We start from the raw sequence: 24,016 nt of genomic DNA, 5'->3' as shown, positions 1-24,016 counted from the left end.
CGGGGACCGGGGACTTCATGGAGGTGCGCGGGATCGGACCGGGTCGGCGACGGGACGGTTGTCCGTGCCGGTGCGGCGCGGTCGGTTCGTTTCCGGAGGTGCGGAGGTGCGGGCGCGTGTGGCGGTCCGGGTGTGCGTGGCGCCCGGGAGTCAGGCCGGCGCGGCGCCGAACTCGCGTACCGCCGCGTCGACGATCGCCTCCAGGCGCGCGTGGTGGGCCCCTCGCCAGTAGACGCGTCCGCAGTCGGCGCACTGTGCGAACACGTCGTACGAGCGCTGCGTGCCGTGTTCGAGGCGGGCGCTCACGGAGTCCTTGTCGGCCTCGGCCAGCGGCCCGTTGCACGCGGTGCACCGGGTCCACGGTGAGAGCGGCGGCGCGAACCTTTCCAGTACGTCCCGGAGCTGGGCGTCCGGCCGGTCGCTGTAGATGTACGCCCCCGCCCAGATCTCCCGCCGCCGCAGCAGGCCGCGGTCCCGGGAGAGGAGCACGCGCTGTTCCCTCGCCGAGAGCGTGGCCAGTGCCGGGTCCCCGATGTCCTCGCTCTCGTAGGCGGCGTCCACGCCCAGCAGTCGCAACCGTCGGGCGAGTGTGCCGAGGTGGACGTCGAGCAGGAAGCGCAGGGGTGCGCCGGGGACGAGTTGGGGGCGCTCGACGGGCCGTACCCGTACCAGTTCCCCGGCGTGCGGGATGTGCGAGACGGGCACCGGGTCCCCGTCGACGAGGAGCCGGCCGACCTCGGTGAGGGGGATGCCGAGCGATTCCACGACGTGGCCGAGCGTCGACACCCCGTCGGTGATCACGGTGGTGCGGCCCGGTCGGCGGTCGTGGGGGACGAAGAGGCGCAGTTCGGGGGCCACTTCGAGGTGGATCTCGGGTCCGTTCACGCGGTCAGGATGCCACTGCCCACGGCACGCGTTCCGTGCTACGGCCTGGCGGCGGTCCCTGGGCCGGGCCCGCCCAGCAGGTCCAGCCGCCAGTTGTTCGTGCGGAGCACGGTCCCGGGCGGGTATTCGAGGTCGCACTCGCCGAGCAGGGTGAAGCCCGCCTTGCGGCACACGCCGTTCGAACCGTCGTTGGCCACGGACGGGTAGGCGTGCAGATGGCGGTGCTTGTTCTCGGCCCGTGCCTCCTCGATGACGGCGGTGGTCGCGGCGACCGCGATGCCCCGCCGTTGGTACGGGGTGAGGACGGCCCAGCCCGTCTCGTACACCAGTCCGCCCTGCCAGGTCCGCTCCCAGAAGCCGACCGTGCCGACGGCCTCGCGCCCGTCCCCGGCCAGGACCATGCGGTACATCCTGCCCCTGCCCGTCCGGTCCCCGCTCAGCGCCACGTATCTGTCGTGGCGCGCGACGAGCTGCTTCTCCGTCTCGGGGCCGCCGAGGTGGTCCATCAGCTCCGGTGCGTTGGCGCGGCGCAGCAGGTCCAGGTCTCCTTCGGACCAGGGCTCGATCCGTACCGGTGACGCGATGTGTTCCATACCGGCACTGTAGGACGCGGTACCGACAGTCCGGCCGGGCCGCGGGCGGGGCGGGAGCCGGGGCCCGGGGTGGTCACCGGCCGGCGAGCATGGTGGGCGGGACGCCGACCGTCGCGGTGAAGTCCCTGACCAGGTGCGCCTGATCGCTGTATCCGAGGTCGGCGGCGAGCGACGCCCAGTCGACCCGGGGGTCGGACTCGGCGCGTTCCATCGCCTCGTGGATGCGGTAGCGGAGGATGACCCACTTGGGTCCGACGCCCACGTACGCCGCGAAGAGGCGTTGCAGCGAGCGCGCGGAGATCCCTTCGGCGCGGGCGAGCCCGTCGACCCGTCGGATCGTACGGTCCGTGCGTATCCGGTCGACCACGGCCATCGCGTGCGTGGCCTGGGGGTCGGGTCCGGGGCGCAGCGCCAGCAGGTACGCGTCCAGGGCGGCGACCCGCGCGTCCTCGTCGGCCGGGTCCAGCACCGACGCCGGGCCGGGTGGTGGGGACGGGGTCTCGAACACCTGGTCCGCCGGTACCCGCCGTCCGGTCCACTCGGACACCGGGCGCCCCGGAGCGAACGGCCGGAAGCCGCCGGGACGGAACTGCACCCCGCACACCCGCCCCCGGCCGGACAGCTCCTGGACGAAGAGTTCGAGCCCGATCCCGGAGACCTCGGCGTGGCCGGAGTCGGGGCCCTCGTCCTCGTACCGCTGGAAGACGAGGTTCACCGAGGGGTGCGGCACCAGATGGGAGGCGTACGGCTGTGGGAGGTCCCAGTCGATCAGCCAGTAGTGCTCCAGGAACGGCCGTAGTTCGGGGGCGGCGGCGCGGCGGCGGAAGCGGACGTGGGTGAACAGTTCGGGGGCGTCGACGATGCCCCGGGTGTCGCGGCGGGGTCCTGCCATGTCGGCGATCCTACGACCGCTTCCGTGCCTCGTGCCGGGAGTGGCGCGGGAGCGGCACCGGCCACGGTCGTTACCGTCGGCCGGTGGGCGTCGACCGCGACTGCTCGTGGCCCGGCCCGTCCGTCGCCCCCGCCGGCCCGGTCCCTTCGGTCGCCCTTGCCGCTCCTGCCGACGCTGCCGCTCCGGTCGTGGCATCGGTGGCGGCCGGACCGTCCGGGATGCGTTCGCCGGGGGTGCCGTAGAGCCCGCCGAGCACGGAGTGGGCGTCCTCGATGACGCCCTTGGCGTCCATGAGCACCGCGCGCTCCGCGAGGCGGACGGCCTGGTGGGTGTACGGGGACGGCGGGGCCGGATGCCGGCGGCGCCACCAGGCCGAGCAGCCCGCGTGGACGCCGCCGACGAGGACGAGCAGGGGGATGAACAGGGCCGGCAGGGTGTCGCCCACGGCACGCCTCCTTCATGTGGTGATGTCCCCTACATCGGATATTCCGCATCTCAACTGAAGATCATTATTTGGCCATTGGTTGGCCGAATGTGTCCTATGGGTGGCCGTGGGGTCGCTTCACGAGGTACCGGGGAGCGGGAGGGGGCGCGTCGGACGGGCGGGGGCGGGGCCGGGGCGGGGAGCGGGTCGGGGTGCGCGGGGTACGAGGGGAGGGAGGGTGAGGGAGCGGGTCGGAACGCGCGGGGTACGAGGCGAACGAGGGCGGGGGAGCGGGTCGGGGTACGAGGCGAGCGAGGCGGGGGAGCGCGGCAGGCGGAGGAGCGGGTGAGGGTGCCGGGTGCGAGGGGTGGGCGTGGTCATCGGCCCGGCGGTTCGCTCAGGGGCAGAGCGGGGGAAGTGCCTCTCCCAGCACACCGGCCCGGTCGATCGCGGTCCTCCCCTCCTTCACGACCGCGTGGATACGACGGGGATCGCCCAGGGCGCCGATGTCGGTCAGCGGGTCGGCGTCGGTGATGACCAGATCGGCGTACCTGCCCGCTTCCAGGGTGCCGGTGACGTCGGCGACGCCGCACAGTTCGGCGGCGTCGCGGGTGGCGGCGGTGATCGCCTCCAGCGGGGTCATGCCGCCCAGGCGGACCAGCAGTTCCAGTTCCTTGAGGTTGTTGCCGTGGCCGGCCGTCAGCCCGCTGTCGGTACCCATCGCGACCCGTACACCCGCGGCGATCGAACCGGCCACCGATTCCTGGGCGATCCGGTGCCAGCGCACGCCCTTCGCGTACGCGGCGGGCGGAGTACGCGTCGGGTCGAGGTCCTTGACCGTCTCAAGGAGGGTGGGGACCAGGAACTGGCCGCGGTCGACCATCTCCGCGCGCAGCTCGTCGTCCAGCGCGTAACCGTGCTCGACGCTGCTGACCCCGCCGTGCACGGCGGCCTCGATCCCGGGCCGTCCGATGGCGTGCACGGCCACCGGCAGACCGCCGTACGCCTCGGCCTCCTCGACCGCCGCCCGGATCATCTCCGGCCGCAGCCCCAGCCATTCGGGCCGGTCGTGGGGCGAGGTGACGCCGCCACTGCTGGCGAGCTTGACGCAGTCCGCGCCCGCGGCGACCAGTTCGCGCACACGGAGCCGCATCCCGTCCACGGAGTCGACCAGGTTGCCGGGGCTGCCCGGAAAGGCGACCGCGACGGCCAGTCCGTCGATGTGCCCGGGGAGGGTGAAGTCGGCGTGCCCCGCGTGCTGGCTGAGCATCGCGATCGAGACGAGCAGGCGCGGCCCGGCGATCCGCCGCTCCGCGACCGCCTGCCGGAATCCGGCGTCCAGCCCCATCAGGTCGCGGGCGGTCGTGACGCCGTTCTCCAGGGTGGTCCGCAGGCGTTCGAGCACCTTGAGCGCGCGGTAGGTGGGAAGTTCGCCCGCGCCCATGATCGGGTTGCCCTCTTCCCCGGGGAGCGCGAAGTGCACATGTACGTCGATGAATCCCGGACACACCACCCGGCCGCCCAGATCCACCCGGCGAGCCCCCGCGGCCTCGTCCGGGGCCTCGGCGAGCGGGCCGACCCAGAGCAGCGACGGTCCGTCGACCAGGAGCGCACCGTCGTCGACCGGCTCACGCCCGTGGCCGTCGATCACCCGCGCGTGATGCAGCAGCACCCGTTCGTCCGACATGGGGACTCCTCACCGACGGAACGTCCCCTCACGCTCCGGTGCCTTCGCCCGTGCCGCACGCGTGCCAGGGCCGAACGGGTGACGGGGGCACGGTGCGCCCGGTACCGCCACGGGGGACGCCGGTGCCTCCGCGGGCGCATCGGCATCGGCGGGTCTCAGGCCGAGTGCCGGCCGCGCGAGTGGCACATGGGCCGGGCGGGTTCGGTCACGGCCTCGCAGAACGCGGCGAGTCCGGTGGTGAGCGCGTGGCGCGTGGTGGGTGTCATGCGGTTCATGGCGTGGCGGAGGGCCTGTTCGCGGCGGCGCCGGATCTCGCGCAGGTGCGCCGCGCCCGCGTCGGTGAGTTCCAGCTGTGTTTCGCGGCGGTCCTCGGGGCGGGGGGTCCTCCGGAGGAATCCGGCGGCCTGGAGGCGGTCGCACAGACGGGTGACGGAGGGGGCGGCCGCCGACAGACGGCGGCCGAGGGTGCTCAGGTTGATGCCGGGTTCGCGTTCGACGACGTACATCACGCGGGTCTGCGCGGCCGAGACCGGGGCGGTGGTGAGGTCGTCGCGACTGCGCTCCCAGGCGATCTCCAGGAGTTCCAGGACCTGACTCACCTCGGGCACGGCGTCCGGTGCGTGCTGGTGGAGGGCGGCGGGGTCCTCGCGCATATGACACTCCCGAGTGGGCACTTTATGCCCGTTCCGGCTGGTCGATCCGAGCAGTCGCGTGATGAAGATATGTCAAGGGAAGCGAGAGCGTCACACATGGACAGACCCAGCGCGGTCGAGCGCGTACTGCGCGAGGCCGCGCCGCACCAGATCTTCGACGTGCTCCGTGCCCTCATCGAGCGGCGTCACCGAGCCCTGGCGGTGGAGCTCCTGATGGCCGACTACGCCACGACGAAGCTCCAGCCCGTGGACGTACTGCCGCACACCCGTCGGCCCGTACCGGTCCATGACACCGCCCCCGGCCGTGCCTTCGGCAGCCAGGAGCCGCACCTCGTGCACGACGGCTCCGCGTCCACTGTAACGGCGCACCTGCCGGTCAGTGTCCGCGGCGACCGGCTGGGGGTGCTCAGCGTCACACTCCCCGCCGACGCGCACGGCCGTCCCACCGACGACGCGCACGGTTCCGGCGCGGATGTGGTGGGCGACCTCCAGGAGTGCGCCGACGCGCTGGCGCACGAGATCGTCGTCGCCGAGCGGGACACCGACGTGTTTCTGCGGGCCCGCAGGGCGGAGCGGCTGACCCTGGCGGCCGAGATGCAGTGGCAGCTGCTGCCGGGGCGTTCGTGCTCCCGTACGGAGTACAGCATCGGCGCCCAGTTGGAGCCCGCCTACGCCATCTACGGGGACAGCTTCGACTGGTCGACGTCCGCCGACGATCTCACGCTGACGGTCAACAACGGCATGGGTGAAGGCATCGACGCGGCCCTGCTCACCAACCTCGCGGTCAACGCCCTGCGCAACGCCCGGCGCTCCGGCCTGGACCTGGCAGACCAGGCGTACCTCGCCGACCAGGCCGTGTACGGACAACACCGGGGCAGCCGGTACCTGGCCATGCTGCTGCTCCGGTTCGACCTCGCGACCGGGGACGTGGAGATCATCGACGCCGGGTCGCCCCGCATCTGGCGGCTGCGCGAGGGGATCGTGGAGGCCGTGGAACTGGAGGCGCAGATGCCGTTGGGGATGTTCGAGGACACGGTGTACACGCCGCAGCACTTCAAGGTCGAGCCGGGGGACCGTCTGCTGTTCGTCAGTGACGGTGTGTACGACGCCTTGTCGCCCGCCGGTGAGAAGTACAGCCGGCGCGCGCTGCACAGGGTGATCGGTGACACGAGGCTGCTTCCGGCGCCGCAGGTGCCGAGGGCGGTGCTGGAGACGCTTCTGGGACATCGGGGTCCGGCACCGGCTCCGGCGGCGGACGACTCGCTGGTGGTCTGCCTGGACTGGCACGGGCGACCGGACGTGTCCTGACCGGTGAGGGGCGACCGGTCAGTGGTGACCTTCGGCGGGAGGCGGGAGGCGGGAGGCGGGAGGCGGGAGGCGGGAGGCGGGAGGCGGGAGACGGGAGACGGGAGACGGGAGGCGGGAGGCGGGAGACGGATAGCGGGCGATGTGGGGCGGGAGGCGGGAGACGGATAGCGGGCGATGAGGGGCGGGTGGTGGGCAATGGGGACGGGTGTATGCGGCGGGCGGGCCACGTGACCACCCCGGCTCCGGTGTGTGCGGCGATCCGGCCGGCGGTCCGTCTCCGGCGGTCCGTCTCCGCGTCCCGTCCCCGGCGGCCAAGCGAACGAACGGATGTCGTCTTCCTTCCTCGCCACCTCTGTGAAGATTCCGGAACGGGGCCATGGACGGGACGTGAAGTGGTGGGCCCGCGGGCGGTGGCGGCCGGGTCCGCGGGTTGCTATTCGCGGAGCACCTGGGCACTGTTTGCCGCAGGGAAAGTGTTTTTCGTCCAGTTGGAAGGTGGTGCGGCTCGCACCCGTCGGGTCCCGCCTCATGGCTACTCCCAAAGGAAACTCCGTCACGAAGACCGACCAGCGGCCCGCACCCGGCCTGTGGGACCTCGCCCCGCACCCCGTGATCGTGGCCGATCCGTCCGGCACCGTCACCGAGGTCAACCAGGCCGCCGCCTCCTTCCTGGAAGGCGTGGTGCCCGGCGTGAGCATGGCGGACGCGCTGCCGTGCTGGCTGGCCCAGGCGCATCACGACGTGGACGAGCGCATAGGGCTGTCAGCCCGCCGGTCCCAGGGCGGCTCCGGCCGCCGGTCCCAGGACGGCTCCGGTCCTCGGCTTCAGGACGGCACAGGCCCCCGACCCGCGGACAACGCAGGCCCCCGTCCCCCCGGCGGAGACCTCCCACCGGCCCGGGGACGCATCGGGGCCCGTAGCTTCGAGGCCCGTCCCACCCTGGGCCAGGACGGGAACGTGGTGTGGTGGCTGGTCGACGACACCGACCGGCGGCTCGCCGAAGAGGCGCTCACCGCCGAACGCGAACGCACCACGTTCCTCGCGGAGGCGTCCAACGTCCTGCTGGCCTCGTTGAACACCGACCGGTGCATGCTCGCCACCGCACAACTCGCCGCCGAACACCTCGCGGACGTCGCCGTGGTCGTCACCCCTGCCTCGGGCCGCAAGCTGCCCGTCGCGCACGCCGTCTCCGGCCGGGACGCCACCCGGTCCCTCGTCACGGCGGACCCGTCCCTGCTCCCGGGCCTGAGCGAGGCGCTGCAGGGGTTCCCGCCCGTACCCTCCCGCTGGATCGACCCCGCCGCCCTGCCCGACTGGGTGCTCCCGGCGGGCTTCACGGGGGTCGTCGGATCGGTCGTCATTACCCCGTTGCCCGGCCACGGGGTGCCCGCCGGGGCGCTGATCCTGCTGCGCGGCAAGGGCCAGAAGGGGTTCAGCGAGAGTGAGGAGGTCTTCGCCCGGCTGTTCGCCGCCCGAGCCGGGGCCGCCCTGTCCGCGGCCCGTCTGTACGCCGAACAGAGCGGCATCACCCAGACCCTGATGCGTGATCTGCTGCCGCCCCGACTGCGCCGGGTGCACGGCGTGGAGTACGCCGGGGGCTATCAGCCCGCCGGGTCGAGGGAGCGGGTGGGCGGTGACTTCTACGACGTGCACCCCGGCAGCACAGCCGCGGAGGAATCCCTGGTGGTCCTGGGCGACGTCTGCGGCAAGGGTCTGGACGCGGCCGTGCTCACCGGCAAGATCCGTAACACGCTACAGGCGCTGATGCCGATGGCCGACGACCACGAACGCATGCTGAGACTCCTCAACGGGGCGCTCCTCAACTCGCACCACACCCGCTTCGCGACCCTGGTCATGGCCTCGGTCCGGCGCACGGAACACCAGGTGCGGCTGCGCCTGACCTCGGCCGGTCATCCCACGCCGCTGGTGGTACGTGACGACGGCGGTGTCGAGGAGATCCGAACCCGGGGCAGCCTGATCGGAGCCCTCGCGCAGATCGAGGCGCACAGCGTGGAGACCGTCCTCCAGCCGGGCGAGACGTGTCTGCTCTACACCGACGGCATCACGGAGGCCCGGGGCGGCCCGCTCGGTGACGAGATGTTCGGCGAGGAGCGTCTGAAGCGGGCGCTGTCGGAATGCGCGGACATGCCGGGCGAGGCCGTGGTCGAGCGGGTGCAGATGCTCGCGTCCCAGTGGCTGGGCGGTGGCAGCCACGACGACATGGCCGTGGTGGCGATCACCGCGCCGCGCAGTACGCATCTGAGTGCGGTGAACGGCCGCACCCGGGGCAGGTACACCGCATGAACGCGTGTACCACCGACCCGAGCGGCCTTCAGGAACTGCGGGAGCAGTTGTGGACCGCGGTCACCGACCGGGACGAACACGCGGCCACCGGCCTCGTGTTCACCGCTCTGGACAGTGGTACGGACGCCGAGACGGTCCTGCTGGACCTGATCGCCCCCGTGCAGTCGAAGGTGGGCGCGGAGTGGGCGGCCAACCGCATCAGTGTCGCCCAGGAACACGCGGCCAGCGCGATAGCCGAACGCGTCATCGCCGCCCTCGCCCGCCACTTCGCGGCCCGCACCACACCGCGGCTGGGCCGGATCACGGTGGCCTGCGTCGACCAGGAGTGGCACGTGCTGCCGGCCCGTCTGCTCGCCGAAGTCCTCACGCTGCGGGGCTGGCAGGTCGACTTCCTCGGCGCCCAGGTGCCCACCCAGCACCTCATCACGCATCTGCACAGCAGCGGTTCGGACGTGGTCGCGCTGTCCTCCTCCATCCCCACCCGGCTGCCCACCGCGCACGCGGCGATCACGGCCTGTCAGGCCGTCGGCGTACCCGTCCTGGCGGGCGGGGCGGCCTTCGGGCCCGACGGGCGGTACGCGCGCCTGCTCGGCGCGAACGCCTGGGCGCCCGACGCCCGTACCGCCGCCGAACAGCTCGCGCGGGGCATCCCGGCACCGAACCTGGCCGCAGGACGACTGCAGATCGACGACCTGCCCCACCTCGCCGACCAGGAGTACACCCTCGTCGTCCGCTCCCAGGGGCAGTTGGTCAGGGAGAGCCTGACGCGACTGGAGCAGCGTTTCCCCGCGATGGCCGCCTACACCGATCAGCAACGCCAGCACACGGCCGAGGACATCGCCCACATCGTCGAATTCCTGGCCGTCGCCCTCTACACCGACGACGCCGAGCTGTTCACCACCTTCGTGACCTGGACCGCGGGAATCCTCACCGCCCGCCACGTCCCCGCCCGGTCCCTGCACCCGGTCCTTGACATCCTGGCGGTCGAACTCAAGGACTTTCCCCGATCCGTCCGGCTGCTCGACCAGGCGCGCCTCGCGCTGAACGGCGCTCTGCCACCGACCGCCCAACACCCCGGAGCCCACGCATGACCACCCTGCCCCGCCCGCCCTTCACCATCACCGTGGAAGCCGGACCGGGCACCGTACAGCTGCGCCTGGTCGGTGACCTGGACTACGAGACCAGCGACGAACTCGTCCGGCAGGTCGAGGAATGCCTCGCCGACCACCCGCACCCGCGTGATCTGCGCCTCAACTGCGCGCAGCTCCAGCTGTGCGACTCCATGGGGGTGTCCGCTCTTCTGCTGACCCACCGCAGGACGGACGCCCGCGGGGTGCGTCTGCATCTGGACAACCCGCCGTCGTTCCTCGAACGAATCCTGAAGATCACCGGAACCCGGCAGCTCTTCATGCCGGCGGCCGGAACACACCGGGCGGAGTCGGCACACACCGACGAGAGCTCGTAGACCCGAGGACCGGCCCGCCTGCTTCCCGCCCGCTCGCTTCCCGCCCGTCTGCTTCCCGCCCGTCTGCTCCCCACTCGGCCGGGAACGGCGTGCTCCGCCTGCGGGGCCACGGACCGTCGGCCCGAAACCGGGTCTGTTCCCGCGACGCGGGGCCCCGGCCGGTTCCGGGCGCCCCGATCCGGCTCGGGGACGCGTTGTCCGGCTGAGACCTCGGGGCGTGATCGCCTGTTCGCATGTCGCTCATGCGGTTGTCTCGGGGAAGAGGAGCACCACACGGCTGTCGCCCTTGTCGATGACGTGCCCCGGGGCGAGGGAGCTGTCGGGGGTCTCGGCCGGGTGGATGGTCATGCGCGGTGTCGCGGTGCGGTCGCGTCCCCAGGTGTCGATGCAGGTGATCAGGTTGCGAGCCAGGACGACTCCGGCGGGTCCATAGCCGGCCGCGCCGAGGCGTGAGGGGCGTTCCGGGTCCGCGTCGTCGCGTTCGACGATGAGGTGGGCGAGGGAACTGCCCGAGACAAGGGCGGGGCTGCGGGTCGGGACGGCGGGGCGCCGTACGCCGTTGGCGAGGGCCTGTGCGGTGACCTCGACGCGGCAGACGGTGTCGTCGAAGACGGTGGCGCGCAGCCAGATCCCGTCGAACGTTTCCTGGCCACCGACCCTGCTCCGTGACCACAGCTCGGTGAGAGGGGTGACGAACACCCCGGCCAGCTTCTCGGGGTCGACGAGCTGATCCTCGTCGTGATGGAGGCGGACGCTGCCGTCGGCGAGCGGGGTGGTGCGTTCGCCGTCCTGGCCGATGACGGGGACGAAGCCGCACAGTTCCATGTCGGAGGCGCAGGTCGTGAGTGCGTCCTCGGCCAAGCGCTGGGCCGCTGTGTGGGAGCACGCGATTGCTGCGAGCTGTAGGGCGCGTGCGATGCCGGGAGTGCCGTAGCATCACGACGGTCTCCCGGGTCGCTTCGGCACGGCGGGTCCGTTGGCCCAGTCGTCGAGCGTGATGGTCTCCGGCCAGACGACGCCGCCGTTGGCGAGGTTCCGATGTGTTCAGTGATCGAATGCGGTCAGCGAGCGCGGGACCGTGGCACCTCTTGTGGTTGTGTCAAATGGCCGATGCCATGGCGAGGATGCGCTGGGCGATGCGGACGGTGACGCCCTCGAAGGTTCGGCCGCCGTGCTGTTTCAGGTCGAGCAGGCCCTTCGATGTGTCGGCGACCGACTCGATCAGCTGCCGCACAGACTTCCACAACGGCTCGCCCTTCCGGAGTTCCTCCTGCTTGAAGGACGGGCGGAGCAACTCGGTGCCCAGGTAGGCGAGATCGGGCTCGATGCCTTGGATGCGTAACTCTTGTCGGCGATCAGTGGCAGGCCGGCCCTTGCGGCGGCCAGGTGCGGTTCGCGGTCCAGCATGGTGGCCAGCACCTTCCGCTCGTCGACCTTCGGGTTGTCCAGGGCCCAGTGATCGGCATGCCGGTCGGGGCGCAGACGAGGAACAACCGCAGACCCCAGTAGAAACGGGAGTGCGAGGCGCAGTACCCGTATCCGGCCCAGCCGGCCATGTCCGACCGTTTCACCGTCGGCCGTGACATGCCGCACGGCACCGGCGTGGAGTGGACGATCCAGTGGTTGCCGAACCAGAAGTCGGTGTCCGTGACCAGCAGCAGTATCGCCTTCTTGATCAGTGACAACGCAGCCCGCAGCCGCTTGTTGTATCCGGGTCGCTCAGGCAGGTACGGGAACATCGCCGTGAGGTTGTCGCGGGTGAAACGCAGCCAGCGGGCCTCCGAGGCGAAGCCCAGCAGGGCCTGTGCGACGGCCAGACACGCGAGTTCGGAGCCGCACAACTGCGGTGGCCTGCCCAGCCATCGTGTCCTTCCGATCTCGTCGTCGATCTTCACGTCCAGTCCGGTGATGAGGGCGTCCAAGTCTTCGTTCGTCACAAAACGATCTTGGACGCCCTCTTCTGAGCTCCCGGACACACCGCCGGTATGTGGAACTACTCGTCCAGTTAGTGGCTGGGGTACGGCCACTTACTGGAGAGGTCGCTGCAGGCCAGGTGCCGCTCGTTGATGGGCAGGCAGAAGCCGGAGTTCGGCGAACTGCCATGGGGCCTTCGCGGCGGCCGTGGTAAAGGCGGTGGGGCCTTCTGGGAGGTGGGTGAGGACGCCGAGGAGGAGGGTGTGGGAGACGGCCAGGAGGGGGCCATGGCGTCCAGCGGTGTGGTGGAGGAAGGCGGCGCAGTAGCGGGCGCGGGTGTGGAGGTCGGTCAGGCTTTCGCCGTCTTCGCAGCGTGAGGAGGGGTTGGCGAGGCGGCGGGCTCGCCAGGCGCGGTAGGCCGGCGGGTAGGTCTCTGCCGTGCGGCCGAGAACGATGCTCGGGGCGCGCCATTCGGCGAGGAGACCGGAGGTGGCCACGATCGGCAGGCCCGTGAGGTGCGAGACGAGGGTGGCGGTCTGCCGGGCGCGGGGGATCGGGCTGGTGACGATCGCGGTGACGCCCTCAGGGAGGGGCAAGGAGCGGCGTACCTGCTCGCGGCCCTCCTGCGTGAGGGCGGCTTCGTGCGGGGCGTGGTATCCGGGGCGGTGACCTTCGTAGGCGCCGTGGCGCATGAGCCAGATGTCAGCCAAGGATCCAGCCTCCGTCGACGCGCAGGGTCTGGCCGGTGATGAAGCCGGCGTCGTCGGCTGCGAGGAAGGCGACGGCCGCGGCGATGTCCTCCGGGCGGCCTCGGCGCTGGACGCACTGGCGGGCGAGCTGCCGGGTGGTCATGGCTTCCGGATCGTTGACGACGGTGTCCTCAGCGGGGACGCGGATGGAACCGGGGGCGACACAGTTCACGGTGATGCCGACTGGGCCGAGTTCGCGTGCGAGGGCACGGGTGAGTCCTTCGAGGCCGGCCTTGGCACTGATGTAGCCGGCGAGGTCGTGACGGCCCGCCGTGGCGAGGACCGAGCCGATGGTGATGATCCGGCCCCAGCCGGCGGCCGTCATGGCAGGGGTCAGCTTGTGGGCGAGGAGGTAGTGGCTGGTCAGATTAGAGGCCAGAGCCTCGTCCCAGTGAGCCGGTGTTGTCTCTGTCCACGGGCGGCGAGGGTAGGCGCCGGCGTTGCTGATCAGGATGTCGATCGGGCCGAGCCGGTCGTGAGCCTGGTGGCATAGGGCGTGCGCGGCCTCGGCGTCGCGGAGGTCGGCTGCCAGGGAGATTGCGGCGCCGCCGCTGCCGGTGATGTGGGCGGCGAGCTCGGCTGCGGCCAGGGCGTCATCAAGGTGCGCGAGGGCTACGGTGGCGCCGTCGGCGGCGAGACGGCGGGCGATGGCCGAGCCGAGGCCGCCGGTGGCTCCGCTGACCAGGGCAGTGCGACCGTTCAGGGGGCCGGGCATGGCGACTCCAGCGGGCAGAAGTAGGTGGTGGGGTCGAAGGCGGGGCTCATGGCCTCGGCAAGACGGGCGAGCAGGACGAGCCGGTCCTCGGAGGCCAGGTCGGCCAGGTTGTAGACGCCGAGGATGCGCATGGCGAGGTAGGGGCGGAGCAGGTTCGCCAGGTCCTCGCCGGGCCAGAGACGGTCCGCGACCGGTCGTACGAGCTTGTTCCAGTACGCGGTCACGGCGGCTCGCCGAGGTGCAGAGAGGTGCGGCGTGTAGTCGATGTGGATGGTGCTGGTGGCGTGATCGATCGCCGCTCGTCGGATCTCGGGGGTGTTGGCCGGGACGTGGGTGAAGGTGGCGGGGTGGTCGGCGAAGGCGGTCGGGTTGTACGTGGGTACGAGCCAGCCGCCGAGAGCGGAGGCGTACCAGAGGAAGTTGGCGAACTCGCCGGGGATGCTGTTCATTCCCGCGGTGTCGTAGTCGAACCAGGCGAGCGGGTGGGCGAGGTTGACATCGGTGGGGTCGCCTTGGGTGAGGGCCGCCCAGACCGGCTCTGCCGTGGCGAAGTGCGCGCGCAGCCAGCGGAGGGTGGCGGCCCAATCCAGATGGTGTCGGCGGCCGTTGATCTTCAGGGCGTAGGTGTTGAGGCGGGATACCGGGATGTCGACGAGGCCGTCGGCGATCAGGAAGTCCTGGCCGGCGTAGTACGTGTCGAGTCGGCCGCCGGGTGCCGCGCGGTCCCAGTACAGCTTGCGGACGACGTGCGCCGGATCGGCCGGCCATGCCGTTGTGAGGATGACCTCCTGGTACGCGGCAGTGAGCTGGTCCATGTAGGTGTGGAGGTGGCTGGTCGGCCCGTCTGTGTTGAGAAGGTCGAGGAGAAGTCCCTGGTCGGTGCCGCCGGGCAGGCGTTCGTACGCGAGGAGGTGTCCGCCCGGTACGCGCAGGTGGGTGTGGAGGGCGGGGACACGATAGTGCCGGGCCAGGCGGGCGTGGCCGTGGATCTCCTCTCCGGCCTCGGCCGGGTTGCGGGTGTACTTCAGGAGCAGCGAGTGGCCGAAGAGGTCGACCGGGCAGAGCAGGTTGCGGGTGAAGCGTCGCACCGGCCCGACCCGAAAGAGAGGCTGGAAGGTCATCGCCCCACCTCGTTGAGTAGTTTGAGGCCGAACTGGGCCAGCATGGCGGGCGGGAAGGCGTCCATGTGCACGTCCGTGTCCGGGGCGATGGCGTCGCGGACGGGGCAGAGGTCGCCCTGGTGCATGCGGTCGGACAGGTTGGTGGCGACGGCGTGATGGTGCGGCAGGCCGGTGCGCCACTTGCTATGGCTATGGCGCGCGTACAGGCCGATGACCGGCGGGCCACCGCCATCTCGGCCGCCGCGCGTCATCGCGGCGAGGTGGGTGAGGCCGGTGTCGTTGCCGACGATCAGGTGGCAGTGCGGCAAGAGGTCGACGAGGCCGTCGGCTGGCATCCCGTTGATGTGGAGGGCTTGCACGTGACGCCGGGGAGCCTCCGCCGTGACGCGGAGGCCGTGGCCTGGGTTGCCGTCGATGAGCAGCAGCCGGGCCTGGGCCTGTTGTGCCTCGGCGATGTGCTCGGCGAGGGCGATGTAGCTCTGGGCGGTGTAGTCCTTGCGCTCCGGCCAACTGGTGGCGGTGATGGCGGCGATGGTCAGACCGCCCAGCCAGCCCGCCGAGCGCAGTTCCTCCACGAGCTTGTTCGGCCCGGTCGCGAGGGTGGGAGCGAAAGGAGCCGTGCCGGGCAGGCGGATGCCGAGGCGGCGCTCCAGCGCCAGGTAGTGGCGGGCGGGCAGGTCCGGGTTGGCGCGGCCGTCGCTCGACCAGCACGGCGGGGCGGCTGGGTCGAGCACCAGGCTCACCGCCGCCTCCGAGCCGTGTGCCTCAACACCCGTGCGGTCGCCGATCACGGCCCGCCAGCCGTTGGGCGTGGTGGCCTGGGGCTGCGTGATCAGCGCAGTGCGGGCGATCAGCCCCGCGTACGGACCCACCGCCCGGACGGCCACGCGTACAGACCGCAGCCGCAGCCAGTCGAGGACCGCGCGGACCCCCGACAGGGCGAGGAGCGAGTCACCGAGCTTCCCCTCGAAGGCCACGACGATCTCGCCGCACCCGCTCAGGCGGTGGACGAGTTCGGCGGAGGCGGCCAGCGGGAGCGGTGCGCCGATGGGGACGCTGCCCCGGTCGTACCCGAGCGGGGTGGTGTGGACGGCCCCGGCGGGGATGACCAGGGAGCCGTGGTGAAACTGGATCCTCGCCGGAGCGACCGCTGTCATGCCGTGCCCTCGATCGTGGTGAGCGAGACGAGCGGCAGACCGAGGTCGGTGAGCAGGTCACGGGCGCCGCGAGTCGTGTCCTCCACCAGGCAGGCCGCCGCCAGTGGGACGGCGTCGGCCTCGCGGAGGCGGCGGGTGAGGTCGGCCAGGGTCCGGCCGGTGGTGATTTCGTCGTCCACGATGACGATGCGCTGGCCGGGAGTAATGCCGTACGCGAAGACGTCGGTGCGCATCGCGTGGGGCTCGCTGAAGCGGACCGCGCCGCCGAGCGGGAGGTGCAGCTTCCAGGCGATCTTGTACGGGAGCTGAGCGGCGCCGGCGAGGGAAACGGTCGGCAGGATGCCGCCGGCGTCCAGGCCGAGGAGGAAGTCCACGGAGCCGAGTCCGTCCGGCACCTGCTCTTGGAGCAGACGCCAGAGGTCGGCTCCGGTGGTGGCGAGGGTCTCGGGGTGGACCGGGTCCTCCAGGCCGTCTAAGGAATGGATGACGCGCTCGCGGCGGCTCGTGGCTCCGACGCTGAGCCGTTCGACGATCCGGGCGGTGAAGGACGGCACGGCGATGGTTTCGGGCATGGCGAAGCTCCTGTCGGACGGAGAACGAGGAGGGAGAGAAAGCCTGTTCAGGCGGCGAGCTGGACGGCGTACCAGGTGAGGAGCTGGTCGACGGCCATGGTGACGGGCTTGAGGACGAGCCCGGCCTCGCCGTCGCGCCAAGCGCTGGAGATCTCGGCCAGAGAGGGCACCGAGAGGGCCGTCAGGCCCGGCATGCGGGAGGCCGCGGCGAGGATCCGATCGGGGCCGGACTCCCACTGGTTGTGCTCGCGCAGGAGCAGGCGGCAGGCGAGCACGAGGTGCTTGTAGAGCTGCCGCAGTGTGGTCGGCCCCGCGTCGGCGCGCAGACGGCGCATGGTCAGGATGACCTGGGGGAGTTCCCGGACAGCGGCGAACGCCAGCTCGCCTCGGCTGATCTTCGGCAGTTCGAGGCCGGGTGCGGCATGCAGGACAGGGCTGCCCTGCTGGATCTGGTGGAGGACGAACGCCAGGCGCGGAGTGAGGCGTCGGGCGGTCAGTTCGCCGGGGGTGACGAGCGTGGGGCCGAGGGAGGCCGCACCGCCGAGGGCCGTCCGGTACTGCTCCAGGACTTCGTGGACCCGGCCGATGGCCTCGTGCTCGGCGATCACGAGGAGGTCCAGGTCGGACCAGCCGGCGATCCAGCTGCCCTCGCCAGGGCTGCCGGTCAGGGCTGCGAGCCGTACGCCCGAGCCGTAGGCCCGTACCGCGTCGGTAAAGTCGGCCGTCGCCGAGGCTATGGCGGCAGGCAGTCCCAGCCCGTACGGAGTGGCCGCGCGCAGCGCCGTGGATGCGGGCGGGGCGGCGATGCGCCGGAGGTGGGCGCGGAGGGCGGCGATGCTGCCGGTGTTGTCGATGACGTGGTCGGCGAGCGCGGCTACCTGGTGGGCGCCACGGCTCATCTTGATCTCGTCCTTCGCGGCGACGGCCTGTGCCGGAGTGCCGGACCGCTCGACGCGAACGGCGAAGGAGGCGTCCAGGTAGACGATCTGGAGTGCGTCGCCCATGAGTCGCTTGAGCTCGGCGATCGAGGCGTCGTCGTGGACGGACTCGATGGTGAACAGCTCCGTGTCGACGTGCGCGTCCGCGAAACGGTTCAGCTCACCGAGCAGCAGCTCGGCCTGCCGACGGGGCGACAGGGCATACGGGTCTGCGAGACCCTCCCGGTGGGCCGCCTGCCGCAACAGGAAGCCGATCTTGAAGCGTTGCGCACCGCAGGTGCGCTGGACGAACTCGGCGCTGGTGCTCTTGCCGCACTCGCTCAGTCCACCGAAGGCGAGGACCCGGCGCAGACGCCGACTCGGCTTGATCTCTGCGGGGGCGGCGTCGTCCTGGCCGTACAGCTTGAAGCGAGCCGGTACGGGGAGCCGGCGGCGGCCTGCGACGACGTCGGAGACCAGCGCGTCGAGGGCGGCGCGCAGTTCCTCCCGTTGGCCGTGGAGGGCGGGGACACGTCGGCGGGCCAGCTCGTCCCGGGCAGCTGCCCGTTCGCTGTGCCAGATCCTCAGTGTCAGCACCGAGAGGCGGTCGATGACGGAGGCGAGCGTTTCGGTGTGCAGCGGTGCGTCGGCGCGGCCTGCGTCGGCCAGTGAGCCGAGGACCTCGTCAGCCCGCTCGGCGAGCAGGTTCCGTTCGGCATTGAGCTGGTCGATCTCGCGCTTGCAGTCGGCGACCTGGGCGGCGGAGAGTAAGGCGCCGCGCACCCGGTCCTCGGTGTCCCACAGGCGCCCGTTGACGGTGTGGAGCCGGGTGATGGTGTCGTCCAGGCGGTTCCGGTCCTTGTCCGGGAGCGCTGCCACGGTGCGGGACAAACTGGGTGGTAACACCAGGGGCGGGGAGTTCTGAGTCATCGGGGACTCCCGTCGGTGAGTCGGCTGAGGCCGAGACGATCGAGCACGTCGCTGTGCACGGCGTCCAAGGAGCGGTCCTCGCAGTCGACGACCGCGGTGAACGCACCGTGGTCGACCTGGCGGAGCAGGACGGCGTGCAGCGTCTTCTGGTAGTCCGGGTAGATCCCGGTCCAGGGTCGGCCCTCGCGGGCGCTGGTGATGGCGTAACTGCGTTCGGCGTCGGATGACGGGAGCAGGAGGATGGACGTCTCGGGTGTGGCGGCCCGCGCACCGGCGATTCCCGTCACGGTCTTGAACGCCTCGCCGACGGTCAGCCCATCCTTGACCACGCAGGTCGCAGCGGCCACGGCGAGAAGCATGGGCAGGCCCCGGTCCAGCAGACCCGTTCGCCCGGTCTCGCGTGCGGCGGCCCGCTTGGCATGACCGGCGAGCAGCATCTCGGTCAGCTCGACGGTCGTGGACGTCTCGAACCACCACCGGGCGTAGTCGCCGGCGGCCACCCGTTCCCAGGGCTCCGGATCGTGCTCGTGGACCGCGCCCAGTGGCTGGAAGCTGTCCCACCGTTCGGCCAGCCGCACCAGGTGGGTCGTCTTGCCGACGTTGTCAGGGCCGTTGAGGCTGACGAAGTCCGGGGCTCGCGTCATCGCTCACGCCTCGCGGATCGGGGTGCCGAGGACGGAGGTGATCGCGTACGTGTTGGCGGCGATGAACTCGGCGAGCTCCGGGGGCATCAGGTTCAGTTCGCGGACCGCCTCGCCGGTGAACGGGACGCGTACCACCTCGTACTCGCCCCGTTCCGGCTTCGCGAACTCCGTTCCCGTACGCGCGGCCAGGTCCATCGACTCCAGGCGCGCGGCGAAGATGTGCTGGACGCCGACGCCGCCCTCCAACTGGTCGGTGATCAGGTGGACCAGTTCGGCGCGTGCCAGCTTGCCGCCGAGCTCCTCGAACACCTCGCGGTGCAGAGCCGATTCGATGGTCGCGTCGTCCGTCTCGACCCCTCCGCCGACCGTCACCCAGTACGGCTCCCTGCCCGGCTTGGTGCGCTTGATCAGGACCAGTTCGTCGCCGTCGAGGAGGATGGCGCGGGCGTTGCGCTTGACGATGTCGGTCATGCCGGTTGCTCCTTCTGGTGGTGGTGCAGGAGAGAACGGCGAAGGGGCTGCCTGGTGGTGGCTGGCCCCGGCGCGGTGGATTCAGCATGGAGCAAGACGGTTGCGGAGTGTGATGTACGGGCGCTGCAGCAATGCCGCAGCACTGCTGAACAAGGCTGGCTACGCTGGTCGTTCGGTCGTTCCACCGGGTGATGGACAGGGGGTACCGCGGTGGTCACGGTGCAGAGATGGTCCGGCCGGGAAGCCCGGCTGCTACGCGACGCCCTGCGCATGAGCCTGCGGGACTTCGCCGCCTACCTGGGGGTCAGCGACCGGACGGTGTCGAACTGGGAGGCAGGCGGTGCCGGCTACCAGCCTCGCGCCGAGTCTCAGGGCATTCTCGACACCGCGCTCGGTCACGCACCCGACGACGCGAAGACCCGGTTCGCGGAAGCGCTGGGATTGAGTGACGCGGCTGCACCCGTCACAGGACGGATCGAAGTCGACTCCCACAAGTTTTTGCCGGTCTTCATCGGCGTCGAGCGCACCGGCCGGCTCCGGGAGCACCTGACACCGAGTGTGGACGCTCAGTGGCTGGAGTCCTCCTCGGCCCGACTGGACCATCCCGAGGCGCAGAGCTGTGTCCTGCACGTCTTCGCTTGCGGGGTAGCCGTCTTCCACCTTGTCCAGCCGCACGAACCTGTCGCGCTGACGGACCTGGCCGTCTGGCGCTACCGCTCCTACGCGTCCGACCTCCCCTGGGCCCGGGACAAGATCCGCGAACTCCTCGACGGAGACCACGCCGAGACCCCCAACCCCGAATACGTCCTTTCCCTCTACTGCCTCACCTCCGGCCCGTGGGCCGGCGACGCCTACGACACGGCACTGCGCCTGCTCTGCACACCCTCGGTTCTGGTCGACCGCGGGGCGTCGGGTGGGCCCGCGCCCCTGGCCTGCACGGTCGAGGAGTCGCTTCTTGCCACCGGCTTCGACCACCCGGACATCGTGTCCTTCGGTGTACGGGGAGTGTCCACCGCGTACGCCGGCTGGTCCGGCGTCGCCTACGCCTCCCACTCCAGCGAGCGCAGCCTCACCACCGACGAGTTGGTCGCCTGCGAACTGACCGTCCAGGCCCTGTGGTGTTTCACCCGCCACATCCAGCAGATGGTCGAGGACGGCCAGGACCCCTCCATGCCGGAGCGGTACGGCTGGCGATTCCTGCGCGCCGCCGCCTCCCGGCTCACCACCGCCCGTGCTCAGGAGACCGCGCAACACGTCCTGATGCGGGAGGCCATCATGAAGACCAGCGGATTGGCCGAACGGCTGCGCACCGCACAGGAAGCTCTGCGCGAGAGCGCCGGCTGAGAACGGGCAGGAGTGAGAGCCGATGGACATCAGCAGTGCCGCACTGGTCGTGATCGACATGCAGAACGGCTTCGTCAACCACCACAGTCGCCACGTCGTGCCGGCAGTCGTCGACCTCGTCGCCAGATGGTCCGCAGCCGGGCGCCCTGTCGTCTTCACCCGGTACTTCAACTATCCCGACAGCCCCTACGAGCGCTTCTTCCAATGGCGTCGGCTCCAGGAACCACCCGAGACCGACATCGTTCCCGAGCTCGCCGAGGCGGCGTGCCACGCGCACGCAGGCGTCGACAAGACCGGATACACGCTCTTCACACCCGAGGCCGCAGAACTGATTCGCCGGACCGGCTGGACCGACCTCGTCTTCTGCGGAATCGCCACCGAGAGCTGTGTTTTGAAGTCCGCCGCAGACGCCTTCGAGCACGGATACGCGCCCTGGATCGTCACGGACGCCTGTGCCAGCGACGCCGGCCCGGACGTCCACGACGCCGGTCTGCTCGTCGCCCGGCGCCTGATCGGAACAGGCCAACTCGTGGACGCCGAGCATGTGATGGGCCAACTCGATACGCGTGTGGCCGACCCGGTGCTGGAATAGCCTCATGGCCGACACACCGCTCGACACCGACCTGATCATCATCGGCGGAGGGCCGGCCGGCTGCGCCGCCGCCCGCATGGCCGCCGGCGTGGGCATGCGCACGATCCTGGTCGAGCCGGACCGGCTGTGCCGCAATCTCTACCGGATCCCGGCCCTGAACAACGTCCTCGGCGGCCACACCAACGGTCCCGACCTGGCCGACGCCATCGTGGCGGAACTGAAGGGAACCGAGCTGTGCCGCCTCGAACTCGGCAGGCGTGTCACTGAACTCCGCGCCGATGACGACCGGGTGACCGTAACGGTCGACACCGGTGCGCGTCTCACGGCCCCGTACGCTGTCGTCGCCACCGGCGTCGGCCCCCTCCAGCCCCACGACGTCACCTGGATCACTGCCCCCGGCTCCCTCTCCCTGCCCCCGCTCTGGGAGGCCGAAGCTGACGACGCTCAGGGGCGCACCCTTCTCGTCCTGGGTGGTGACCGCCCGATCGGCACGTTCCTGCGCGCCCACCCGACCACAGAAACCCGCCTGCTCGTGGTGTACCCGGCAGCCGACGCGTACAAGATCGAGGAAATCCGGGACGATCCGCGCGTCGCCCTTGTCCCCGTCGAGCACCTGACGCTGAAGCCCGCAGAGGGCACCCCGGTGTCGGCGGAAGCAGTGGGCCAGGACGGCACGCGGCAAACGATCACAGCGGATTCCGCCTACCTCAGCATCGGCAACGCCCCGACCGCCCCGCCCGGCGACCTGACCCGGGGCCGGGACGGATACTGCCCCCCGGCCGAGCAGCACCCCCGCGTCATCGTGGCCGGCGACCTCCGCTCCGCTCGCTTCCAACGGATCATGACCGCCCTGGGATCAGGCAGCGAGGCCGCACTACACGCCTACTACGCGGCCAGGGACGTGCCCACCAAGGGCTGAGACCACGGCGGCGGGATACGCGACGACCCACGCTCTCGGGAGGAGATCTCCATGACCACTGAGATCAATCCGGCGGTCGCAGCCGCCGTCGTCGCGCAGGACGGGCGCGTACTGCTCGTGCGACGGCGCGTGTCGGAGGGCGCGCTCTTGTGGCAGTTCTCGGCAGGGAAGATCGAATCCGAGGAGGCTGCGGGGGAGGCGGCGGCGTGTGAGACCCGGGAGGAGACCGGGCTGCTGGTGACTTCGCAGATCGTGCTCGGGCAACGCTTTCACCCCATGACGGGCCGGGAGATCCACTACATCGTGTGCAGAACCTCTGGCGGCGATGCGGGCATCGCGAGTGCGGACGAAGTAGCCGGTCCGGCCTGGGTCGCGCACGGCGAGATCCCGCACTACGTGCCCTACGGACTGTTCGAGCCGGTGCAGGACTATCTCGATGCGGCTCTGCTCTCGTGATCCGGGCCAAGCCGGACATCTCCCCTTCGGGATTCATCCAGTTCGGGAAAGCCAAGGCTCTCTGAGGTCGGCGCGTTCCGTGCCGACGCCAAGGGACTGGGGCGTATCAAGCCTGGGTGATCAAGGCTTGGGCAAGGAAGCGGGCTTCTTGTGCGAGGCCGTCGAGAACGTCGCCGGCGTAGGGGGTGTCGGGTCGGGCGGCGAGATCCTGGACAGCGGTCCGGTTCTCGGCGATGAGGTGTCGGGCTTGCCTTGATCGCTGAGTAGCTTCCCGTCTCTTCTGTGTGCTCCATGTCCGTTACCCCTCCGTGCTCCTGGACGCGGGCGAGAGCATCAAGGCCCTCTCCGAGTACCTCGGCCACTCGGACCCGGGCTTCACGCTGCGGACGTACACCCACCTGCTGCCGTCCCGCGAGACCCGCACCCGCAAGGCGATCGATGATGCCTTCACGGAAGCCGAGACCGAGGACGACGGCGATCCCGCTGCCGCCCAGGGCACATCAGTGCCCCAAGCGAAACCAATGTGCCCTCAATGTGCCCTGGCTGCCTGACGGCCCCTCTCAGGCACTAGCGAGAGCGGGACCCGAAAGCCCCGCCCGATCCGTGAGAAGCCCCCGTTCAGGGCCACACCAGGCAGTAAGCCTGGTGCCCCGCGTCATGCAGGCGGTGGCTGAAATCCTGCCATTCGTGGAGCAGTTGGTACACGTTGAACGCGTCGCGCGGGCCGCCCCGGTCCGGGACCGTCGACCAGATGAAGGCCGCCGCGCCCACCGACTCCTCGCCGACGCCGCGCAGCGGGTCGACGACCGTCATCGGGAGCTTCACCACCGCGTAGTCCGGGTGCAGCACGACCAGTTCGAGCGGGGGGACCTTGTGCAGGGGTATGCCCTGGATGCCGGTGAGGACCATCGCCGCCACCGTCTCCGGCTTGATCTTGGTGAACATGCCGCCCATGCCCAGCTCGTCGCCGCCCAGCTCCTCCGGGCGCATCGAGATGGGCACGCGTGCGGCGGTGGCCCCGTCGGGCGCACCGAAGTATTTGTAGGTCACCCCCACCCGGCCACTGCTCCTGCTCCCGGTCTGCGCGTTTCCGGCCTGTATGCCCTGCGCGCGCTCAGCCTCGCGCCGGTGCCGCCCCCGCCGGGCAGGCGAGGGCCCCGGGTCGTCGGTCCCTTCGCCCAGTCCGCCACCGCGATGCATATCTCATCCACCCGACTACTTCTTAGGAGACACGGCCCCCGCCGTGCAACCCGATCATCGTGTCAGTGACCTCCCCCACGAGCGTGCGGTGAAACACCTGTCCG

Annotated in this window: 24 protein-coding genes and 2 pseudogenes; 9 read left to right on the top strand and 17 right to left on the bottom strand. The window is 70.8% G+C overall.

Going from position 1 to position 24,016, the window contains the following annotated elements:
* Positions 1–150 precede the first annotated feature (150 nt).
* The 6 genes from PZB75_RS12240 to PZB75_RS12215 form a co-directional block, all read right to left on the bottom strand.
* On the bottom strand, positions 151–885 hold the full coding sequence (locus tag PZB75_RS12240; protein WP_275535338.1) for a Mut7-C RNAse domain-containing protein: 735 nt from the start codon (positions 883–885) through the stop codon (positions 151–153).
* Between the two features lie 38 nt (positions 886–923).
* Positions 924–1,478 carry a GNAT family N-acetyltransferase gene (locus PZB75_RS12235; RefSeq protein ID WP_275535337.1) on the bottom strand — a complete coding sequence of 185 codons (555 nt, stop codon included), beginning with the start codon at positions 1,476–1,478 and terminating at the stop codon, positions 924–926.
* Positions 1,479–1,551: 73 nt separating this feature from the next.
* Positions 1,552–2,370, bottom strand: a complete 819-nt coding sequence (locus PZB75_RS12230; protein WP_275535336.1) for a helix-turn-helix domain-containing protein — start codon at positions 2,368–2,370, stop codon at positions 1,552–1,554.
* Positions 2,371–2,440: 70 nt separating this feature from the next.
* Complete coding sequence (locus tag PZB75_RS12225; RefSeq protein ID WP_275535335.1) at positions 2,441–2,815, bottom strand: hypothetical protein; 375 nt, start codon at positions 2,813–2,815, stop codon at positions 2,441–2,443.
* Positions 2,816–3,191: 376 nt separating this feature from the next.
* The gene (locus PZB75_RS12220; protein ID WP_275535334.1) at positions 3,192–4,481 is read right to left on the bottom strand and encodes an amidohydrolase family protein; all 1,290 of its coding nucleotides are present in this window, start codon (positions 4,479–4,481) and stop codon (positions 3,192–3,194) included.
* Positions 4,482–4,636: 155 nt separating this feature from the next.
* A complete protein-coding gene (locus PZB75_RS12215) occupies positions 4,637–5,134 on the bottom strand; it encodes a MarR family transcriptional regulator (RefSeq protein WP_275535333.1) in 498 nt (165 codons plus the stop codon).
* 96 nt (positions 5,135–5,230) lie between these two features.
* Here PZB75_RS12215 and PZB75_RS12210 point away from each other — a divergent pair, with 96 nt between their 5' ends.
* The 4 genes from PZB75_RS12210 to PZB75_RS12195 all read left to right on the top strand — a co-directional run bounded on the left by PZB75_RS12210 (position 5,231) and on the right by PZB75_RS12195 (position 10,211).
* Entirely contained in the window at positions 5,231–6,442 is a 1,212-nt protein-coding gene (locus PZB75_RS12210; RefSeq protein ID WP_275535332.1) for a PP2C family protein-serine/threonine phosphatase, read from the top strand.
* 528 nt (positions 6,443–6,970) lie between these two features.
* A complete protein-coding gene (locus PZB75_RS12205) occupies positions 6,971–8,746 on the top strand; it encodes a SpoIIE family protein phosphatase (RefSeq protein WP_275535331.1) in 1,776 nt (591 codons plus the stop codon).
* Positions 8,743–9,837, top strand: a complete 1,095-nt coding sequence (locus tag PZB75_RS12200; protein WP_275535330.1) for a B12-binding domain-containing protein — start codon at positions 8,743–8,745, stop codon at positions 9,835–9,837. The genes PZB75_RS12205 and PZB75_RS12200 overlap by 4 nt, the downstream gene beginning before the upstream one ends.
* Positions 9,834–10,211, top strand: a complete 378-nt coding sequence (locus PZB75_RS12195; protein WP_275535329.1) for an STAS domain-containing protein — start codon at positions 9,834–9,836, stop codon at positions 10,209–10,211. Before PZB75_RS12200 ends, PZB75_RS12195 begins: the two co-directional genes overlap by 4 nt.
* A 240-nt stretch (positions 10,212–10,451) precedes the next feature.
* Here the strand turns inward: PZB75_RS12195 and PZB75_RS12190 are convergent, their stop codons facing one another.
* The 10 genes and pseudogenes from PZB75_RS12190 to PZB75_RS12145 form a co-directional block, all read right to left on the bottom strand.
* Positions 10,452–11,072 (bottom strand): hypothetical protein, encoded by a 621-nt coding sequence (locus PZB75_RS12190; RefSeq protein WP_275535328.1) that lies wholly within the window; start codon positions 11,070–11,072, stop codon positions 10,452–10,454.
* A gap of 238 nt (positions 11,073–11,310) precedes the next feature.
* Positions 11,311–12,148, bottom strand: a pseudogene (locus PZB75_RS12185) (IS982 family transposase).
* Between the two features lie 90 nt (positions 12,149–12,238).
* Positions 12,239–12,835 carry a histidine phosphatase family protein gene (locus tag PZB75_RS12180; protein WP_275535327.1) on the bottom strand — a complete coding sequence of 199 codons (597 nt, stop codon included), beginning with the start codon at positions 12,833–12,835 and terminating at the stop codon, positions 12,239–12,241.
* Entirely contained in the window at positions 12,828–13,589 is a 762-nt protein-coding gene (locus PZB75_RS12175) for an SDR family oxidoreductase (RefSeq protein ID WP_275535326.1), read from the bottom strand. Before PZB75_RS12175 ends, PZB75_RS12180 begins: the two co-directional genes overlap by 8 nt.
* Positions 13,574–14,710: a hypothetical protein gene (locus PZB75_RS12170; RefSeq protein ID WP_275535325.1), complete on the bottom strand. Its 1,137-nt coding sequence runs from the start codon at positions 14,708–14,710 to the stop codon at positions 13,574–13,576. The genes PZB75_RS12175 and PZB75_RS12170 overlap by 16 nt, the downstream gene beginning before the upstream one ends.
* On the bottom strand, positions 14,707–15,867 hold the full coding sequence (locus PZB75_RS12165) for a glycosyltransferase family 9 protein (protein WP_275535324.1): 1,161 nt from the start codon (positions 15,865–15,867) through the stop codon (positions 14,707–14,709). Before PZB75_RS12165 ends, PZB75_RS12170 begins: the two co-directional genes overlap by 4 nt.
* Positions 15,864–16,439 carry a phosphoribosyltransferase family protein gene (locus PZB75_RS12160; protein WP_275535323.1) on the bottom strand — a complete coding sequence of 192 codons (576 nt, stop codon included), beginning with the start codon at positions 16,437–16,439 and terminating at the stop codon, positions 15,864–15,866. Before PZB75_RS12160 ends, PZB75_RS12165 begins: the two co-directional genes overlap by 4 nt.
* 47 nt (positions 16,440–16,486) lie before the next feature.
* A complete protein-coding gene (locus PZB75_RS12155) occupies positions 16,487–18,286 on the bottom strand; it encodes a DUF4254 domain-containing protein (protein WP_343286228.1) in 1,800 nt (599 codons plus the stop codon).
* A complete protein-coding gene (locus PZB75_RS12150) occupies positions 18,283–18,930 on the bottom strand; it encodes a hypothetical protein (protein WP_275535321.1) in 648 nt (215 codons plus the stop codon). The genes PZB75_RS12155 and PZB75_RS12150 overlap by 4 nt, the downstream gene beginning before the upstream one ends.
* A gap of 3 nt (positions 18,931–18,933) precedes the next feature.
* Positions 18,934–19,401 (bottom strand): NUDIX domain-containing protein, encoded by a 468-nt coding sequence (locus PZB75_RS12145; RefSeq protein ID WP_275535320.1) that lies wholly within the window; start codon positions 19,399–19,401, stop codon positions 18,934–18,936.
* A 219-nt stretch (positions 19,402–19,620) separates the two neighbouring features.
* Between PZB75_RS12145 and PZB75_RS12140 the strand changes: the two genes are divergently transcribed.
* The 5 genes and pseudogenes from PZB75_RS12140 to PZB75_RS12120 all read left to right on the top strand — a co-directional run.
* Positions 19,621–20,745, top strand: a complete 1,125-nt coding sequence (locus PZB75_RS12140) for a helix-turn-helix domain-containing protein (RefSeq protein ID WP_275535319.1) — start codon at positions 19,621–19,623, stop codon at positions 20,743–20,745.
* Positions 20,746–20,767: 22 nt separating this feature from the next.
* Entirely contained in the window at positions 20,768–21,337 is a 570-nt protein-coding gene (locus PZB75_RS12135) for an isochorismatase family cysteine hydrolase (protein WP_275535318.1), read from the top strand.
* A 4-nt stretch (positions 21,338–21,341) separates the two neighbouring features.
* Complete coding sequence (locus PZB75_RS12130; protein ID WP_275535317.1) at positions 21,342–22,256, top strand: FAD-dependent oxidoreductase; 915 nt, start codon at positions 21,342–21,344, stop codon at positions 22,254–22,256.
* Positions 22,257–22,307: 51 nt separating this feature from the next.
* Complete coding sequence (locus PZB75_RS12125; protein WP_275535316.1) at positions 22,308–22,712, top strand: NUDIX hydrolase; 405 nt, start codon at positions 22,308–22,310, stop codon at positions 22,710–22,712.
* A gap of 305 nt (positions 22,713–23,017) precedes the next feature.
* Positions 23,018–23,263: pseudogene (locus PZB75_RS12120) on the top strand (site-specific integrase); the annotation flags it as partial.
* Positions 23,264–23,330: 67 nt separating this feature from the next.
* Here PZB75_RS12120 and PZB75_RS12115 read toward each other — a convergent pair.
* Entirely contained in the window at positions 23,331–23,912 is a 582-nt protein-coding gene (locus tag PZB75_RS12115) for a hypothetical protein (protein ID WP_275535315.1), read from the bottom strand.
* Positions 23,913–24,016 lie beyond the last annotated feature (104 nt).

It is taken from the genome of Streptomyces sp. AM 4-1-1 (assembly GCF_029167625.1).
Lineage (GTDB): Bacteria > Actinomycetota > Actinomycetes > Streptomycetales > Streptomycetaceae > Streptomyces.
This window is presented reverse-complemented; position numbering and strand designations above follow the sequence as displayed.

Coding starts and splice junctions, on each gene's coding strand:
- PZB75_RS12155 (WP_343286228.1), bottom strand. CDS start 18,286: ATGACTCAGAACTCCCCGCCCCTGGTGTTACCACCCAGTTTGTCCCGC.
- PZB75_RS12165 (WP_275535324.1), bottom strand. CDS start 15,867: ATGACAGCGGTCGCTCCGGCGAGGATCCAGTTTCACCACGGCTCCCTG.
- PZB75_RS12210 (WP_275535332.1), top strand. CDS start 5,231: ATGGACAGACCCAGCGCGGTCGAGCGCGTACTGCGCGAGGCCGCGCCG.
- PZB75_RS12115 (WP_275535315.1), bottom strand. CDS start 23,912: ATGCATCGCGGTGGCGGACTGGGCGAAGGGACCGACGACCCGGGGCCC.
- PZB75_RS12200 (WP_275535330.1), top strand. CDS start 8,743: ATGAACGCGTGTACCACCGACCCGAGCGGCCTTCAGGAACTGCGGGAG.
- PZB75_RS12125 (WP_275535316.1), top strand. CDS start 22,308: ATGACCACTGAGATCAATCCGGCGGTCGCAGCCGCCGTCGTCGCGCAG.
- PZB75_RS12175 (WP_275535326.1), bottom strand. CDS start 13,589: ATGCCCGGCCCCCTGAACGGTCGCACTGCCCTGGTCAGCGGAGCCACC.
- PZB75_RS12195 (WP_275535329.1), top strand. CDS start 9,834: ATGACCACCCTGCCCCGCCCGCCCTTCACCATCACCGTGGAAGCCGGA.
- PZB75_RS12220 (WP_275535334.1), bottom strand. CDS start 4,481: ATGTCGGACGAACGGGTGCTGCTGCATCACGCGCGGGTGATCGACGGC.
- PZB75_RS12170 (WP_275535325.1), bottom strand. CDS start 14,710: ATGACCTTCCAGCCTCTCTTTCGGGTCGGGCCGGTGCGACGCTTCACC.
- PZB75_RS12135 (WP_275535318.1), top strand. CDS start 20,768: ATGGACATCAGCAGTGCCGCACTGGTCGTGATCGACATGCAGAACGGC.
- PZB75_RS12205 (WP_275535331.1), top strand. CDS start 6,971: ATGGCTACTCCCAAAGGAAACTCCGTCACGAAGACCGACCAGCGGCCC.
- PZB75_RS12230 (WP_275535336.1), bottom strand. CDS start 2,370: ATGGCAGGACCCCGCCGCGACACCCGGGGCATCGTCGACGCCCCCGAA.
- PZB75_RS12235 (WP_275535337.1), bottom strand. CDS start 1,478: ATGGAACACATCGCGTCACCGGTACGGATCGAGCCCTGGTCCGAAGGA.
- PZB75_RS12215 (WP_275535333.1), bottom strand. CDS start 5,134: ATGCGCGAGGACCCCGCCGCCCTCCACCAGCACGCACCGGACGCCGTG.
- PZB75_RS12145 (WP_275535320.1), bottom strand. CDS start 19,401: ATGACCGACATCGTCAAGCGCAACGCCCGCGCCATCCTCCTCGACGGC.
- PZB75_RS12150 (WP_275535321.1), bottom strand. CDS start 18,930: ATGACGCGAGCCCCGGACTTCGTCAGCCTCAACGGCCCTGACAACGTC.
- PZB75_RS12130 (WP_275535317.1), top strand. CDS start 21,342: ATGGCCGACACACCGCTCGACACCGACCTGATCATCATCGGCGGAGGG.
- PZB75_RS12160 (WP_275535323.1), bottom strand. CDS start 16,439: ATGCCCGAAACCATCGCCGTGCCGTCCTTCACCGCCCGGATCGTCGAA.